Source organism: Aeromonas sp. HMWF015, from assembly GCF_963878965.1.
Classification (GTDB): domain Bacteria; phylum Pseudomonadota; class Gammaproteobacteria; order Enterobacterales; family Aeromonadaceae; genus Aeromonas; species Aeromonas veronii.
In genome coordinates this window covers 1-12,842 of the sequence record NZ_CAWNZT010000161.1, presented here as the reverse complement: position 1 = coordinate 12,842, position 12,842 = coordinate 1, and the positions used below count along the sequence as shown (strand labels likewise).

At 60.0% G+C, this 12,842-nt stretch carries 13 protein-coding genes; 2 read left to right on the top strand and 11 right to left on the bottom strand.

The annotated features are described in order from the left end of the window. The first annotated feature begins 82 nt into the window (after positions 1–82). Entirely contained in the window at positions 83–1,234 is a 1,152-nt protein-coding gene (locus AACS18_RS08255; RefSeq protein ID WP_005353097.1) for a DUF1615 domain-containing protein, read from the top strand. Between the two features lie 67 nt (positions 1,235–1,301). Here AACS18_RS08255 and AACS18_RS08250 read toward each other — a convergent pair whose 3' ends face one another. The 3 genes from AACS18_RS08250 to AACS18_RS08240 form a co-directional block, all read right to left on the bottom strand. Next, a complete protein-coding gene (locus tag AACS18_RS08250) occupies positions 1,302–2,174 on the bottom strand; it encodes a nuclease-related domain-containing protein (RefSeq protein ID WP_108612164.1) in 873 nt (290 codons plus the stop codon). 23 nt (positions 2,175–2,197) lie between these two features. Next, positions 2,198–2,905, bottom strand: a complete 708-nt coding sequence (locus AACS18_RS08245; protein WP_108612163.1) for a phospholipase D family protein — start codon at positions 2,903–2,905, stop codon at positions 2,198–2,200. A gap of 385 nt (positions 2,906–3,290) precedes the next feature. Continuing rightward, entirely contained in the window at positions 3,291–4,256 is a 966-nt protein-coding gene (locus AACS18_RS08240; protein ID WP_108612162.1) for an autotransporter domain-containing protein, read from the bottom strand. A 222-nt stretch (positions 4,257–4,478) separates the two neighbouring features. On the opposite strand from AACS18_RS08240, the gene AACS18_RS08235 reads away from it, so the two are divergent. Next, the gene (locus AACS18_RS08235) at positions 4,479–5,354 is read left to right on the top strand and encodes a flagellar protein MotY (protein WP_174218718.1); all 876 of its coding nucleotides are present in this window, start codon (positions 4,479–4,481) and stop codon (positions 5,352–5,354) included. A gap of 84 nt (positions 5,355–5,438) precedes the next feature. Here AACS18_RS08235 and gloA read toward each other — a convergent pair whose 3' ends face one another. The 8 genes from gloA to rsxA form a co-directional block, all read right to left on the bottom strand. Then, positions 5,439–5,852, bottom strand: coding sequence for a lactoylglutathione lyase (gene gloA / locus AACS18_RS08230; protein ID WP_005347113.1), 414 nt, complete (start codon positions 5,850–5,852; stop codon positions 5,439–5,441). A gap of 56 nt (positions 5,853–5,908) precedes the next feature. Next, positions 5,909–6,550 carry an endonuclease III gene (nth, locus tag AACS18_RS08225; protein ID WP_108612160.1) on the bottom strand — a complete coding sequence of 214 codons (642 nt, stop codon included), beginning with the start codon at positions 6,548–6,550 and terminating at the stop codon, positions 5,909–5,911. A gap of 13 nt (positions 6,551–6,563) precedes the next feature. Further along, positions 6,564–7,325: an electron transport complex subunit E gene (locus AACS18_RS08220; RefSeq protein WP_005337608.1), complete on the bottom strand. Its 762-nt coding sequence runs from the start codon at positions 7,323–7,325 to the stop codon at positions 6,564–6,566. 15 nt (positions 7,326–7,340) lie between these two features. Beyond that, on the bottom strand, positions 7,341–7,973 hold the full coding sequence (rsxG, locus tag AACS18_RS08215; RefSeq protein ID WP_005359614.1) for an electron transport complex subunit RsxG: 633 nt from the start codon (positions 7,971–7,973) through the stop codon (positions 7,341–7,343). Positions 7,974–8,016: 43 nt separating this feature from the next. After that, entirely contained in the window at positions 8,017–9,069 is a 1,053-nt protein-coding gene (rsxD, locus tag AACS18_RS08210; RefSeq protein WP_005337606.1) for an electron transport complex subunit RsxD, read from the bottom strand. Between the two features lie 11 nt (positions 9,070–9,080). Continuing rightward, the gene (gene rsxC / locus AACS18_RS08205; RefSeq protein ID WP_108612159.1) at positions 9,081–11,828 is read right to left on the bottom strand and encodes an electron transport complex subunit RsxC; all 2,748 of its coding nucleotides are present in this window, start codon (positions 11,826–11,828) and stop codon (positions 9,081–9,083) included. A gap of 14 nt (positions 11,829–11,842) precedes the next feature. After that, positions 11,843–12,421 (bottom strand): electron transport complex subunit RsxB, encoded by a 579-nt coding sequence (gene rsxB / locus AACS18_RS08200; protein ID WP_005350799.1) that lies wholly within the window; start codon positions 12,419–12,421, stop codon positions 11,843–11,845. 2 nt (positions 12,422–12,423) lie between these two features. Further along, the coding region (rsxA, locus tag AACS18_RS08195; RefSeq protein ID WP_108612158.1) for an electron transport complex subunit RsxA at positions 12,424–12,842 on the bottom strand (419 nt) is incomplete at its 5' end.

Genomic DNA, 12,842 nt, shown 5'->3' with positions numbered 1-12,842 from the left:
ATCCTCTACAATGGCCCCACTTTGCTTGTCAGTGCAGTGCCAGCGGCGCTGCCTGTCGGGCCAACAAAAAATGGACATGCTTATGACCGCTTTGCCTTCCTGTCGTCTTCTTGCCTTCTGCTCTGCCTTGTTGCTGGCCGGTTGTGCCAGTGATCCCGCCTCCGCGCCTGCCAAAGAGGCGAGCGTGAGCAACCCCAAAACGCCGCCTGCCATGCAGCCGCGCAAACCGGCGGATATGAAGAGCCGCATCGTGCGCTTCTTGCCCCGTCAGGTGCCTGACAAACAGGGGTGGGCCAGCGACGTGGTGACGGCGCTCACCACCCAGGGGGTGACGGTCAATGATCACAACGTCTGTAGCGTGCTGGCGGTGGCGGAGCAGGAAGCCACTTATCAGGCCGACCCTGTAGTGCCGGGCCTTGGCAAGATCGCCTGGAAAGAGATCAACTCACGGGCAGCCAAGCTGCTGATCCCCGAATTTATGGTGCGGGCCGCGCTCTCCATCAACTCGCCTACCGGCAAGAGCTACGCCGAGCGGATCGACAAGTTGCGTACCGAGCGGGAGATGAGTGAAATCTTCGAAGATATGATCAGCATGCTGCCGATGGGCAAGACGCTGTTTGGCAACCTCAACCCGGTGCATACTGGTGGCCCGATGCAGGTGAGCATCGCCTTTGCCGAGGCCAACGCCCGTGGCTACCCCTATCCAATCAAGGATTCCATCCGCCACGAAGTCTTTACCCGTCGCGGCGGCATCTGGTTTGGCACCAAGCATATCTTCGGTTATCCCGCCGACTACCCGGATACCCTCTACCGCTTTGCCGATTTCAACGCCGGCTGGTACGCCAGTCGCAATGCCGCCTTTCAGGCCGCCGTCAGCCGTTTGAGTGGCAAAACTCTGGCGCTGGACGGGGATCTGATCCGCTATGACTCGGATCTGCCGGGTAACACCGAGCTTGCCGTCTACACCCTCGCCAACCGGGTCAATATGAGCAAACAGGCGATCCACCAGAGCCTGCGCAAAGGGGATACCGCCGCATTTGCCGAGACCGATCTCTACCATCGCATCTTTACCCTGGCCGACAAGCAAGCGGGCAAGAGATTGCCCCGCGCCATCCTGCCCGGCATTCAGCTAAAGAGCCCCAAAATCACCCGCAACCTCACCACCGCCTGGTTTGCCAAGCGGGTGGATGACAGAGAGCAGCGATGTGTGCGGCAGATGGCGACGATTCGCTAAGAAACACATCAAGGGCGGCCAATTGGCCGCCCTTGATGTCAGAGTGAGTTTCCCCTTGTGTGGCAGTTCATGCCTTGCTGTTCCCCGTGAGATTTACAATGAATCTGCATTTGGGGTATCCACTGCATCCCCAAAACCGATTGCCTCGGTTATCCCCCCGTTTGGCGGTACGCAATACCATCGGGTTGCCGCATCTGGGGCATAGTGGATTTGCTTGGGTGAGCGATTCGGTGATGGTTGGCGCGGCGTTCACCACCTGATTGACCACAGGCATTGCAGCTACGGATAAAGGCGGGCGGGGAACCTCGCTGTGACGTGCTTTCAACTGCGCGACATGCTGTTTATGGGTCTGCCAATTGGCGGCCAGTCGTCCCCGCTGGATGGTGTCGATCACCCGAGTGACCTCGGCAGGGGTCAACACCGGCGTGGTTTTTCCCTTGATATAGTGAATAAGCCCGCGGTTCATCACGTTATCCGGCATCGGGGTTTTAAAGGTGCAGTCACCAATAAAGAAGATAATCGAATGGAGCTGATGATCCGCAAGACCCAGCAAGGATTTGAGCGTCATCAGGTGCAGATAGTTTTGGCGCAGCGGATTTTGAAAGGTATGCCTGCGGCGATAGATCTGCTGGGTCCAGCTCTTGTGGGCCGGATTGCCAAATATCCACCCCTTGATATTTTTGGTCTCGATCACAAACAGCCCGAAGCGCGAGACGATCACATGGTCGATCTGGGTAGTGCCCTGCGGGGTTGGCAGCGTCACATCCTTGAGCAGGTGGTATTCCCGCTTATCGAGAAAGAGCCGGATGCCCAAGTTGATAAATGCTTCCCCAACCATCCCTTTGAACTTGGGCGTTTTGATCAGGGTGGCAATCAACAACAGGGGCAGCAGATACCAGAGCTGGCCCAGCAGAGCAGTAATAACGGGTGTGAAGTCCATTTCACATTTATCCAGTCAGTGGATTAGAGGGGATTCATGGCCTCTGGCCAGAGGAAATAAGGGCCAAATTTGGGGCTCATTCTGAATTCCCCTCCTTCCTCTTTTCCTTTGGCAGTGAGGTAATGCTTGCTGTCACGCAGCTCAAGCAAGCCGTGAGTCACCATTTTTTCCAGCAACTCATTGGTTTTGATCCCCCATTTCTGTGCCAGTTTGGATGAGGTCAGTTTTTCAGTGGCTGGCTCATTTTCGTTAGCAGAAGGCTGTTGGGTTTCGGCTTCACTGACAACCCGTTCAAGGGATATGCGGACTTCATCACTGACCCGGATAATCCGTTGGGCCTCATCATAGGCATCACGATAAAGGTCATGATCTTCCGAGCGCTGGATCAATACCCCCATCTCGTTGTTATTGACCTGACTGAACTCGTAGAGATTGAGGCTGGTGACAATGCACATCTCCTCATTGAGATAGCACTTGGCATGGAGGTTTTTGCAAAAGCTGGTGCGGATATAGGTGAGCTCTTTGAGCCAGCTGATCTCTTCCGGTTGCAGCTCGCTTTTGCCATAGACGATCCGCACATCGATCTTGAGGCGGTTCTTGTCGGTGAGCAGCTCCTTGATCCTGTCGTTGAGCTTGAGGAAGGGGCTGATCAGGATCAGACGCTCTTTGGCATCTTTGATTAGTTCTTCAAGAAAATAGTTGGTTGCGCTGGTATTCAAAAACTTGGCCATGGCAAAAATCTCTATCCCTGTGGTGTAACTGGTGGCGCAAATACTTGGCTGGCGCTCGGCAGGCCATCTCCATTCCGGGCGCCGTGATCACCCAGCCAGTGCGGCTGGCAATCGACATCGTGGCTCTATGTGGATGATGGGGGCCAAACTGAGCCATTCTACCCATTCCATCAAAAGGAATATGTGACAGATTGCACTAACTCTGTGACAAGGCTGGATTTTTCGGGGCGGGCTGTGGTTGATGGTAAATCTCAGGTGCAAAAAAGCCCCTTGGCGGGCCTGGGTGTCTGGCAAGGCCGGTTTCGGGATTATCAATCGAACAGGATGCGGTGCTGTGGCTTGGTTCGACCTGATTGCCATCGATTGGCAGGCACAAAATAACGACTTAGAAACTCATAGCCAACCCGATGGAATAACCGCTGGTGTTGTGGCTGAACATATAGCGGGCAACCAGCCGGGTGCGGGTGACCATGATGTCGTACTTGCTGCTGTCCAGCTCCAGACCGGCGCCGATAGAGTTGAGGGAGTCAAAGCCAAGCAACCCCCGCTGCTCCCCCAGATATGCGGTATGGGCCCCTTCCAGTACATAGCGCACCGGTCTGTCGAGCAGGGTCCAGTGGAATAGTGGGGCCCGGCGGCGCAGATAGAGACCGAGGTTCTCCGCATCGGCGTGACCACGGACGCTGGTCGAGGTACCGCCAAAGCTCTGCAGGTGCTGGTAGGAGTAGCGCACTTCGATATCGATATCCTGCGCCTTTGAAAAGAGCTCGTAGTCGAGCATCAGCGAGCCCCCTAGTCCGTACATATTGAGCTGCCCACCATCGAGAAAATCCAGCGAGTAGCCCTTGGTGCGCTCCAGCAGCCAGTTGCCGATCCGCAGATCGCTGGCCATGGTACCGAGCGAGACGTTGGCGATAGGGCGCAGCACCCAGTGGCCACCGCGCGGGTCTTCATGGAGGGCGATATCCCAGCCGATCCCGCCAGAGGCGGTCAGGCTGTTCCATTTGGTCGGGAGGGTGCGGCTCTCGGTGCCGTTGCTCACCACAAACTGGGGATCGTAGCGGCTAAAGCCGATCGCCCCTTCCAGATAGATGGGCACGGCTTCGCTCATGGTGGCGCCGCCACCGATCTGGGTCATGTTAAGGGCGGCAGATTGATTGGTGCCGCTGCCGATATCGAGGTTGCTGGCGGTGATGTCGGGCACCACAGTGAAGGTCATCAGCGAAAGCACCGCATTGGCGCGCTCCTGTGCCCACTCCTGATCCTGTGTTGCGGCCTTGACGGCGCTGCCGGATAGCGCCAGCAGCATTGGCAACAACATCTGCAATAAAGAGGAGCAAGAGCGGTGCATGAGTGTGGTTCCCGATAAGCGGCGTCTGGTTGCCCTGGTTTTACTGTAGCGAGCTTCCTGCCGGTTGGCACGGAGCTAAGAGGGGGGAATAGGCGTCGCTTGCGGTCGGTTGCCGCTGGGGGCAAGCCTTTGCCACACCAACGGCACGCCTTTGCAGTTTGTCGCTAAAGCTTGGCCTCTTGCCGCCGATATCTCTTGTGAGATCGTGTGGAGGACAAGCAATTGAACGCTTGGGTGTTGGGGTTGGTCAGCATATCCGTGAGTATGCAGTTACAGGCTGGGGTCACCGAATTTGGTGCCGGTCTGGATCAATCCGTCTGGCGTTTGACCTCCGATACCCAGATTGAGTGTCGCCTCGAGCACCCTATTCCCAATTGGGGAACGGGGGCCTTTGTCAGCCGTGCAGGGCGCAAGATAAACCTCGACTTCGAGCTCAAGGGCAAGCGGCCACAGGCCCAGACCCAGACGGTGAGCCTTGGCATCATGCCGCCGGTATGGCGCCCGGGGATAGCCGGGCGAGAAGTGAGTCAACTGCGCTTCTATCAGCAGTTCGATGGGCTGGTGGAGGGGCAGACTGCCTGGACCATGCTCGACGAGCTGGAGGGGGGGCGGATGCCGACCTTCCAGTATCGGGACTGGTATCGCCAGAACCGCGCGGTGCGGGTGTCGCTTTCGTCGGTCAACTTTCGGGTGAAGTATCAGGCCTTTATCGACTGTCTGAGCGGGCTCTTGCCCTACAGCTTCAACGATATCGCCTTTAGCGTGCTTACCTACGACAAGAACAGCGATCAGCTCTCCATCCCCTCCAAGCGGCGGCTGGCGATGATCAGCGAGTTTATCAAGGCGGACAAGAGCATCGACGTGGTGGTGATCGACGCCTACAGCGACAGCTATGGCGGCCGCTGGCCGAACCTGAAACTCTCCGAGAAGCGGGCCGATGCCATCAAGAAGGTGTTTGTCGATCTGGGGATCGATCCCGGCAAGATCTCGGTGGAGGGGCATGGCGAGAAGCAGCATGTCTCCTCCAACGAAACCGAACAGGGTCGTGCCAAGAACCGGCGAGTGGTCATCAGCATGGGGCGCAATGGCGAGATCTAGCGCCGTCTCCGGTCAGAGAAGCACAAAAAAGAGCGCATCTGCGCTCTTTTTGATCCTGCCATTCGGCTGCGGGATTAGGGCTGCTTAGAAGCTGTCACCGAGGCCAGTACCGGCATCTTTCTTGGCAATCAGTTCAATCTTGTAACCGTCCGGATCTTCGACGAAGGCGATGACGGTGGTACCGCCCTTGACCGGGCCCGGTTCGCGGGTGATCTTGGCACCGGCGGCGCGCAGGGCATCGCAAGTGGCGTAGATGTCGTCCGCTTCCAGCGCGATGTGGCCATAGGCTGAGCCCAGTTCGTACTCGCTCACCCCCCAGTTGTAGGTCAGCTCGATCACCGCTTCATCCTTCTCGTCACCGTAGCCGACGAAGGCCAAGGTGTACTTGTACTCGCTGTTCTCGCTCTTGCGCAGCAGCTTCATGCCAAGGACGCGGGTGTAGAAGTCGATGGAGCGTTGCAGATCGCCGACACGCAGCATGGTATGCAGAATTCTCATTGCTCAGTTCTCCGGGTTGGTGATGTGTACTGCTTTCAATCTCGGTTGCGAGGCGGTCAGTTCTCGGGATAGACCTTCTCTTTGTACTCGCACAAGTCCTCGATGATACAGGAACCACAACGGGGCTTGCGAGCCAGACAGGTGTAACGCCCGTGCAGGATCAGCCAGTGGTGAACATCCAGCTTGAACTCGGCGGGTACCACTTTGAGCAGCTTCTCCTCCACCTGATCCACGTTCTTGCCCACCGCAAAACCGGTACGGTTGGAGACCCGAAAGATATGGGTATCGACGGCGATGGTGGGCCAGCCAAAGGCGGTGTTGAGTACCACGTTGGCGGTCTTGCGGCCGACGCCCGGTAGGGCTTCCAGCGCTTCGCGATTCTCCGGTACCTCGCCGCCGTGGCGCTCCAGCAAGATGGCGCAGGTCTTGATGACGTTCTCGGCCTTGGTGTTGAAGAGGCCAATGGTCTTGATGTACTCCTTGAGCCCGTCCACCCCGAGATCCAGCATCGCTTGCGGGGTGTTGGCCACCGGATAGAGCTTGTCGGTCGCCTTGTTGACGCTGACATCGGTCGCCTGCGCCGAGAGCAGCACGGCGATCAAGAGCTCGAACGGCGAGTTGAAGTTGAGCTCTGTGGTGGGGTGGGGATTGTTTTCCCGCAGCCGCTCGAGGATCTCTCTGCGTTTCTGGTTGTTCATGACTTGCGTCCGATCATAGCTCGGTCGCCCGGACGCGAGCCGGGGCAACGTTGCAGTGGGCCACGGTAGCGGCTTGTTTGCGGTCCCGCCAGTCGTTGATGGCGTTCTTGGCGGCGATCAGCAGCCCCAGCCCGATAAAGCCGCCCGGCGGCAAAATCGCCAGCAGCAGGCTGGCATCGGCGTGGAACAGCTCGATGCGCAGGGATTTGGCCCACTCGCCCAGCAGCAGCTCGGCGCCATCAAACAGGGTGCCCATGCCGATGATCTCGCGCATGCCGCCCAGTACCAGCAGCACCAGGGTAAAACCAAGGCCCATCATCAGGCCATCGAGGGCCGCCAGCAGCGGCGGGTTCTTGGAGGCATAGGCCTCGGCGCGGCCGATGATGACGCAGTTGGTGACGATGAGGGCGATAAAGATGCCGAGCGCCTGATAGAGGCCATAGGTGTAGGCGTTCATCAGCAGCTGCACGCTGGTCACCAGCGAGGCGATGATCATCACATAGACCGGGATGCGAATATCCTTCGGCACCCAGTTGCGCACCAGCGAGACGGCGAGGTTGGAGCAGACCAGCACCGCCATGGTGGCAAGGCCCAGCCCCAGCGCATTGGTAAAGGTGGAGGAGACGGCGAGGGTCGGGCAGAGCCCCAGCACCTGCACCAGCGAGGGGTTGTTCTTCCACAGCCCCTGACTCATCAGCTCCTTGAGCTCGCCCTTGCGGCTTTCCAGCTCGGCAATCGGGGCTGCGCCCGTTTCAATCTGTTCCATCTGGTTCATGATGGCTCGACTCCGTTAGTTCGCCGCCGGGCAAGCCGGGGCGTTGCTGAGCAGTTCGGGTTGCTCCTGCTGTAGTTTAAGCAGGTTCTTCACCGCCTTGACCACGGCTCGCGGGGTGATGGTGGCGCCGGTAAAGGCATCGAACTCGCCGCCATCTTTCTTCACCGCCCACTGGGGCTCGTTGTCATGGGTCAGGAATTTTCCGGCAAAGCTGTTGATCCAGTCCGATTTCTTCAGCTCTATCTTGTCACCCAGGCCCGGGGTCTCGTTGTGAGCGAGCACGCGCACGGCGGTGATGGTGCCCTTGGCATCAAAGCCCGCCACGATGCGGATCGCCCCGCTGTAGCCATCCGGCGCGATCGCCTCCAATGCATAGCCGGTCACCACGCCATTCTTGCTGGCGGTATAGAGAGCCTGCGGCTGATCGCTGCCCAGATACTTCCTGCTGGTCACCTGCTTGCAGCTGGCCACCAGATCGTTGTCATAGCTCCCCTCCGGCAGCAATACCGAGAGGGTCTGCTGCTTCTCCAGCTGTTGCTGGTGAGCGATTTTATCCTTGGTCAGCTCGTTGGTCAGTACCACCAGCGCGGTACAGCCCAGCGCGAACATCGCCAGAATAAGGCCGTTCTTGCGCATGCTCTTTAACATGTCCGGGCTCCGTCAGCTGTGATGGGGGAAAAGGGCAGAAACATCATTGGCGACGGGCTCCATACACTTTCGGGCGAGTCAGGCTGTCAATAAACGGCACACAAAGGTTGGCCAGCAGCACGGCAAAGGCAAACGCATCCGGATAGCCGCCAAAGCGGCGAATGATGTAGACCAGCACCCCGATCAGCACGCCATAGACCAGTCGGCCGCGTGGCGTGGTGCAGGCGCTGACCGGATCGGTGGCGATAAAGAAGGCCCCCAGCATAGTCGCGCCGCTAAAGAGATGGAACATGGGCGTGGCGGTTGCATCCGGGCTCACCAGATAGCCGATGGTGGAGGCCGCCAGCAGGGCACCGAGAATAGCGGTGGGAATGCGCCAGTTGATCACCTTCTGTTGCAGCAGGAACAGGCCGCCCAGCAGGTAGCCGAGGTTGACCCAGCTCCAGCCGATTCCGCCCCAACCCTCAAACAGCGGGCCGCTCAGGATCTCGCCGGTGGTGAGCCCCTGAGTCAGGCCGGTTTTCAGGGTATCGAGGGGGGTCGCCATGGTGAGGCCATCCACCCCCTGCTTGAGCTGGGCCATGCTGTAGCCGTCGAGGCTAAAGCCGGTGAAGATGACCGACGCCGCATCGCCAAAGCCGAGGCTGTAGGCGCGCACGCTCTCTGGCGGCAGCCAGCTGGTCATCTGCACCGGGAAGGAGACCAGCAGCAGCACATAGGCGACCATGGCCGGGTTGAACAGGTTCTGACCCAGTCCGCCGTAAAGGTGCTTGGCGACAATGATGGCAAAGGCCGTGCCCACCACCAGCATCCACCACGGCAGCAGCGGCGGCAGGGAGAGACCGATCAGCACGGCGGTGAGCGCCGCACTGCCATCCATCAGGGCAGGCTTGATGGCGCGGCCACGGAGCTTGAGCACCAGCGCCTCGCATAGCAGCGCGGTCACCAACGCCAGCAGGATCTGGATAAAGGAGCCCCAGCCGAAGAACCAGGTCTGGGCCAGCAAGCCCGGCACGCAGGCCAGGATCACCAGCAGCATCAGGGTTCGGGTCTGTTTGCGGTTATGGGCAAACGGCGCAGTCGCAATATTGAACATGAGTCTGTCGATTACCTTGTGGTTGTTCGGTCGGCTGACGGGGCATCTTCAGCGGCGGTCCCGGCGGCTCTGGCTGCCTCGGCCGCCAGCTTCTTCGCCTTGGCGCGGGCCACCGCGGCTGCAATGGCCGCTTTTTTCGGATCAACCGGGGCATCAGCCGCAGGGGCGCTTCCTTCAGGCGCGGCAGTGACGGCAAGTGGTTGCTCACTGCTGGCTGCATCGCTTTGCATCGGCTCAGCCGATACGCGCTCACCCTCAGTTTCGGCCCTGTCTACCTGAGTAGCGGCACTCTCTACCTCTGCACTGGTACTTGCTACCTCAGCATTGGTACTTGCGCTCTGCTGCGCCAGCTTTTTGGCTTTGGCCCGCGCAATGGCTGCGGCGATAGCGGCCTTCTTGGGATCGACCGCTTCGCTTACTGCTGTATCGCTTTGGCTGGTGGTTACTTCGCCCTTGGCTACTGTATCGTCGCGGGTCTGTGCGCTGGCAGCTGGCTCACTCTGCGCACCTTCAGCACCGGCACTTTCGCCCTGCTGGGCCAGCTTTTTGGCCTTGGCGCGGGCAATGGCTGCAGCGATAGCGGCTTTCTTGGGATCGACCGCTTCGTTTTCCGTAGCTACCGCTTCGCTGGTGCCAGCATTTGCAGTCAGATCGCCCTCAGCGCTGTCACCCTGCTGGGCCGCCTTCTTGGCTTTGGCCCGGGCGATGGCGGCAGCAATAGCGGCTTTCTTGGGATCGACCGCTTCGCTGGCAGCAGATGGCGCATCGCTTTGGGTGGCAGCTGTTTCGCTGGTGTCAGCATTTGCAGTCAGATCGCCCTCAGCGCTGTCACTCTGCTGGGCCAGCTTCTTGGCCTTGGCACGAGCGATGGCGGCAGCAATCGCTGCTTTTTTCGGATCAACCTCTGCCTTTTGTTGATCAGCATCTACTACCGCAGGGGCAGCAGCGGTTTCGGCAGCCACAGGCTCGGCGCTATCGCCAGCCTGAGCGGCTTTCTTGGCCTTGGCGCGGGCCAGTGCGGCGGCGATGGCTGCTTTCTTGGGATCGCTGGCGGGGTCAACCGCCTCGGTGGATTGCGGCGCTGCGGCGGAAGTGTCGCTGTTTGCGCTCTCCGCCAGCTTGGCGGCGCGGCGCGCTTCCGCTTCCCGTTTGCGGGCTTCGCGGGCGGCGATCACGGCGCTATTGTCAGGCAAGCCCTCGGCGGTGGCGGTAATGGCTGTGAGGGGGGCATCCTGCTTGGCCTTGATGCGGACGAGAGCCGCTGCCACCGGATCTTCCCCGCCTGCGGCCGTCATGGTCTGACGGCGCTGGGCTGCAGCTTCGGCATGGCGCGCTTCGCGGGCTGCTTTCTCCCGCTCGAAACGGGCCTGTTTCGCCTCAAAGCGCTGCTTGGCTCGCTCGGCTTTTTCGGCCTCGGCGCGGGCTTCGCGAATGTCGTCTTTGGCGATCTTGTAGTACTGCACCAGTGGGATCTCGCTCGGGCAGACCCAGGCGCAGGCGCCGCACTCGATGCAGTCCATCAGGTTGAGCTTCTCGGCCTTGTCATACTCCTTGGCCCGGCTGTACCAGTAGAGCTCTTGCGGCAGCAGAGTAGCCGGGCAGGCATCGGCGCAGGCGCTGCAACGGATGCAGGGCTGCTCCGGGCCGGGGGCGGGCAGTTCGGCTTGCGTCGGTGCCAGCAGGCAGTTGGTGGCCTTGACCACAGGCACCATGGCGTGGGGCAGGGTAAAGCCCATCATGGGGCCACCCATGATCACCCGCTGCTCCGCTTCCGGTTGCAGCTCGAAACGCTGCAACAGCCAGCGCACCGGCGTACCGAGGCGCACCCAGGCGTTGCCGGGCTTTTTGAAGCTGTCGCCGGTGAGGGTGACGATCCGCTCGATCAGCGGCTCGCCGTCGATAATGGCGCGCTTGATGGCAAACACGGTGGCCACGTTAAGCACCATGATGCCGATATCGACCGCGCGGCCCCCCTTGGGCACCTGACGGCCGGTCAGCAGCTCGATGGTCTGCTTGGCACCGCCCGAGGGGTACTTGGTCGGCACCGTCTTGACCAGCACATCTTCATCGGTGGCGTGGCGGGTCAGTTGCTCGATTGCCTCGGGCTTGTTGTCTTCCACCCCGATCAGGGTGAGTTTCGGTTTGAGCAGGTGCTTGAGCACCCGGATGCCATCCATGATCTCGTCGGCGTACTGCTGCATCAGCCGATCATCGGTGGTGATATAGGGTTCGCACTCCAGCCCGTTGACGATCAGGATCTCGGTGAGCTGGCCGCGGCCATCGAGCTTGCTGTGGGTCGGGAACACGGCGCCGCCAAGGCCCGCCACCCCCGCTTGCTGAATGCGCTCGAGCAGCTCGCTCCGCTCCAGATTCCAGTAATCGGGTTTGCCATTGCGCTCGCCCCACTCATCTTCCCCATCCGGGGTGAGAATGACGCAGAGATCGCCGAGCCCGGAGGGGTGGGCAACCGTGTGGTTGCCAATCTCGGTGATGGTGCCGGAGGTGGAGGCATGGACAGGGACGACCCGCCCCTTGGCATAACGGGTCAGCGGTTGCCCTTTTTTGACCTTGTCGCCCACCTGCACCAGCAGATCGCCGGCGGGGCCTGCGTGCTGGCGCAGTGGAATAATGAGGCGCGGCGGTAGACCGGCGTCTACTACAGGGCTCTGGCTTGATTGCAGCTTGTTGTCGGCGGGGTGAATGCCGCCGTGAAAGTCCCAGAGCGTGCCGGCTTTGATACGTTCGAGTAAGGAATGCATGGTTGCTCCGCTGTTTATTCCACTATCTTGACCGGAATCTTGCCCGGAACATGCACGTTATTGAGATCCCACTTCCAGTTATCGACCGTGGTGGGCACCGGGATCATCTCGATGCAGTCGGTCGGGCAGGGATCGACACAGAGATCGCAACCGGTGCACTCGTTGGCAATCACGGTATGCATCGCCTTGGTGGCGCCGACGATGGCATCTACCGGGCAGGCCTGAATGCACTTGGTGCAGCCGATGCACTGATCTTCGTGGATAAAGGCGACCTTTTTGACTGGCACGGCGGCCTCGTCACTGCCCCCCAGTGGCTGGGGCTCGACCCCCATCAGATCGGCAATTTTGCGCATGGTGGCCTCGCCACCGGGGACGCACTTGTTGATCTGATCGCCGTTGGCGAGCGCCTCGGCGTAGGGTTTGCAGCCGGGATAGCCGCACTGGCCACACTGGGTCTGGGGCAGCAGGGCATCGAGCTGATCGACGATGGGGTCTGCTTCCACATGAAACTTGACGGCGGCAAAGCCCAGGATAATCCCGAACGCCAGCGCCAGCAGGGTGAGCACCAGAATGGCAAAGAGAATATGGATCATGGTTATATCTTGATAAGGCCGGTAAAGCCCATAAAGGCTAGCGACATCAGACCGGCGGTGATCATGGCAATCGATACCCCGCGAAACGGCGCGGGCACATCGGCGGCGACCAGACGCTCGCGCATGGCAGCAAACAGGATCAACACCAGCGAGAAGCCGGTGGCGGCGCCAAAGCCGTAGATCACGCTCTGGATAAAGTCGTGTCGCTCATTGATGCTGAGCAGCGCCACCCCGAGCACCGCACAGTTGGTGGTGATGAGGGGCAGGAAGATCCCCAGCAGGCGATAGAGGGTCGGGCTGCTCTTGCGCACCACCATCTCGGTAAACTGCACCACCACGGCGATCACCAGAATAAAGGCGAGGGTGCGCAGATAGGCGATATCCAGCGGCAGCAGGATATAGTGCTCCACCAGATAGGAGC

Coding starts and splice junctions, on each gene's coding strand:
- rsxG (WP_005359614.1), bottom strand. CDS start 7,973: ATGTTAAAGAGCATGCGCAAGAACGGCCTTATTCTGGCGATGTTCGCG.
- nth (WP_108612160.1), bottom strand. CDS start 6,550: ATGAACAACCAGAAACGCAGAGAGATCCTCGAGCGGCTGCGGGAAAAC.
- AACS18_RS08220 (WP_005337608.1), bottom strand. CDS start 7,325: ATGAACCAGATGGAACAGATTGAAACGGGCGCAGCCCCGATTGCCGAG.
- AACS18_RS08240 (WP_108612162.1), bottom strand. CDS start 4,256: ATGCACCGCTCTTGCTCCTCTTTATTGCAGATGTTGTTGCCAATGCTG.
- rsxD (WP_005337606.1), bottom strand. CDS start 9,069: ATGTTCAATATTGCGACTGCGCCGTTTGCCCATAACCGCAAACAGACC.
- gloA (WP_005347113.1), bottom strand. CDS start 5,852: ATGAGAATTCTGCATACCATGCTGCGTGTCGGCGATCTGCAACGCTCC.
- AACS18_RS08245 (WP_108612163.1), bottom strand. CDS start 2,905: ATGGCCAAGTTTTTGAATACCAGCGCAACCAACTATTTTCTTGAAGAA.
- AACS18_RS08250 (WP_108612164.1), bottom strand. CDS start 2,174: ATGGACTTCACACCCGTTATTACTGCTCTGCTGGGCCAGCTCTGGTAT.
- AACS18_RS08255 (WP_005353097.1), top strand. CDS start 83: ATGACCGCTTTGCCTTCCTGTCGTCTTCTTGCCTTCTGCTCTGCCTTG.
- rsxB (WP_005350799.1), bottom strand. CDS start 12,421: ATGATCCATATTCTCTTTGCCATTCTGGTGCTCACCCTGCTGGCGCTG.
- rsxC (WP_108612159.1), bottom strand. CDS start 11,828: ATGCATTCCTTACTCGAACGTATCAAAGCCGGCACGCTCTGGGACTTT.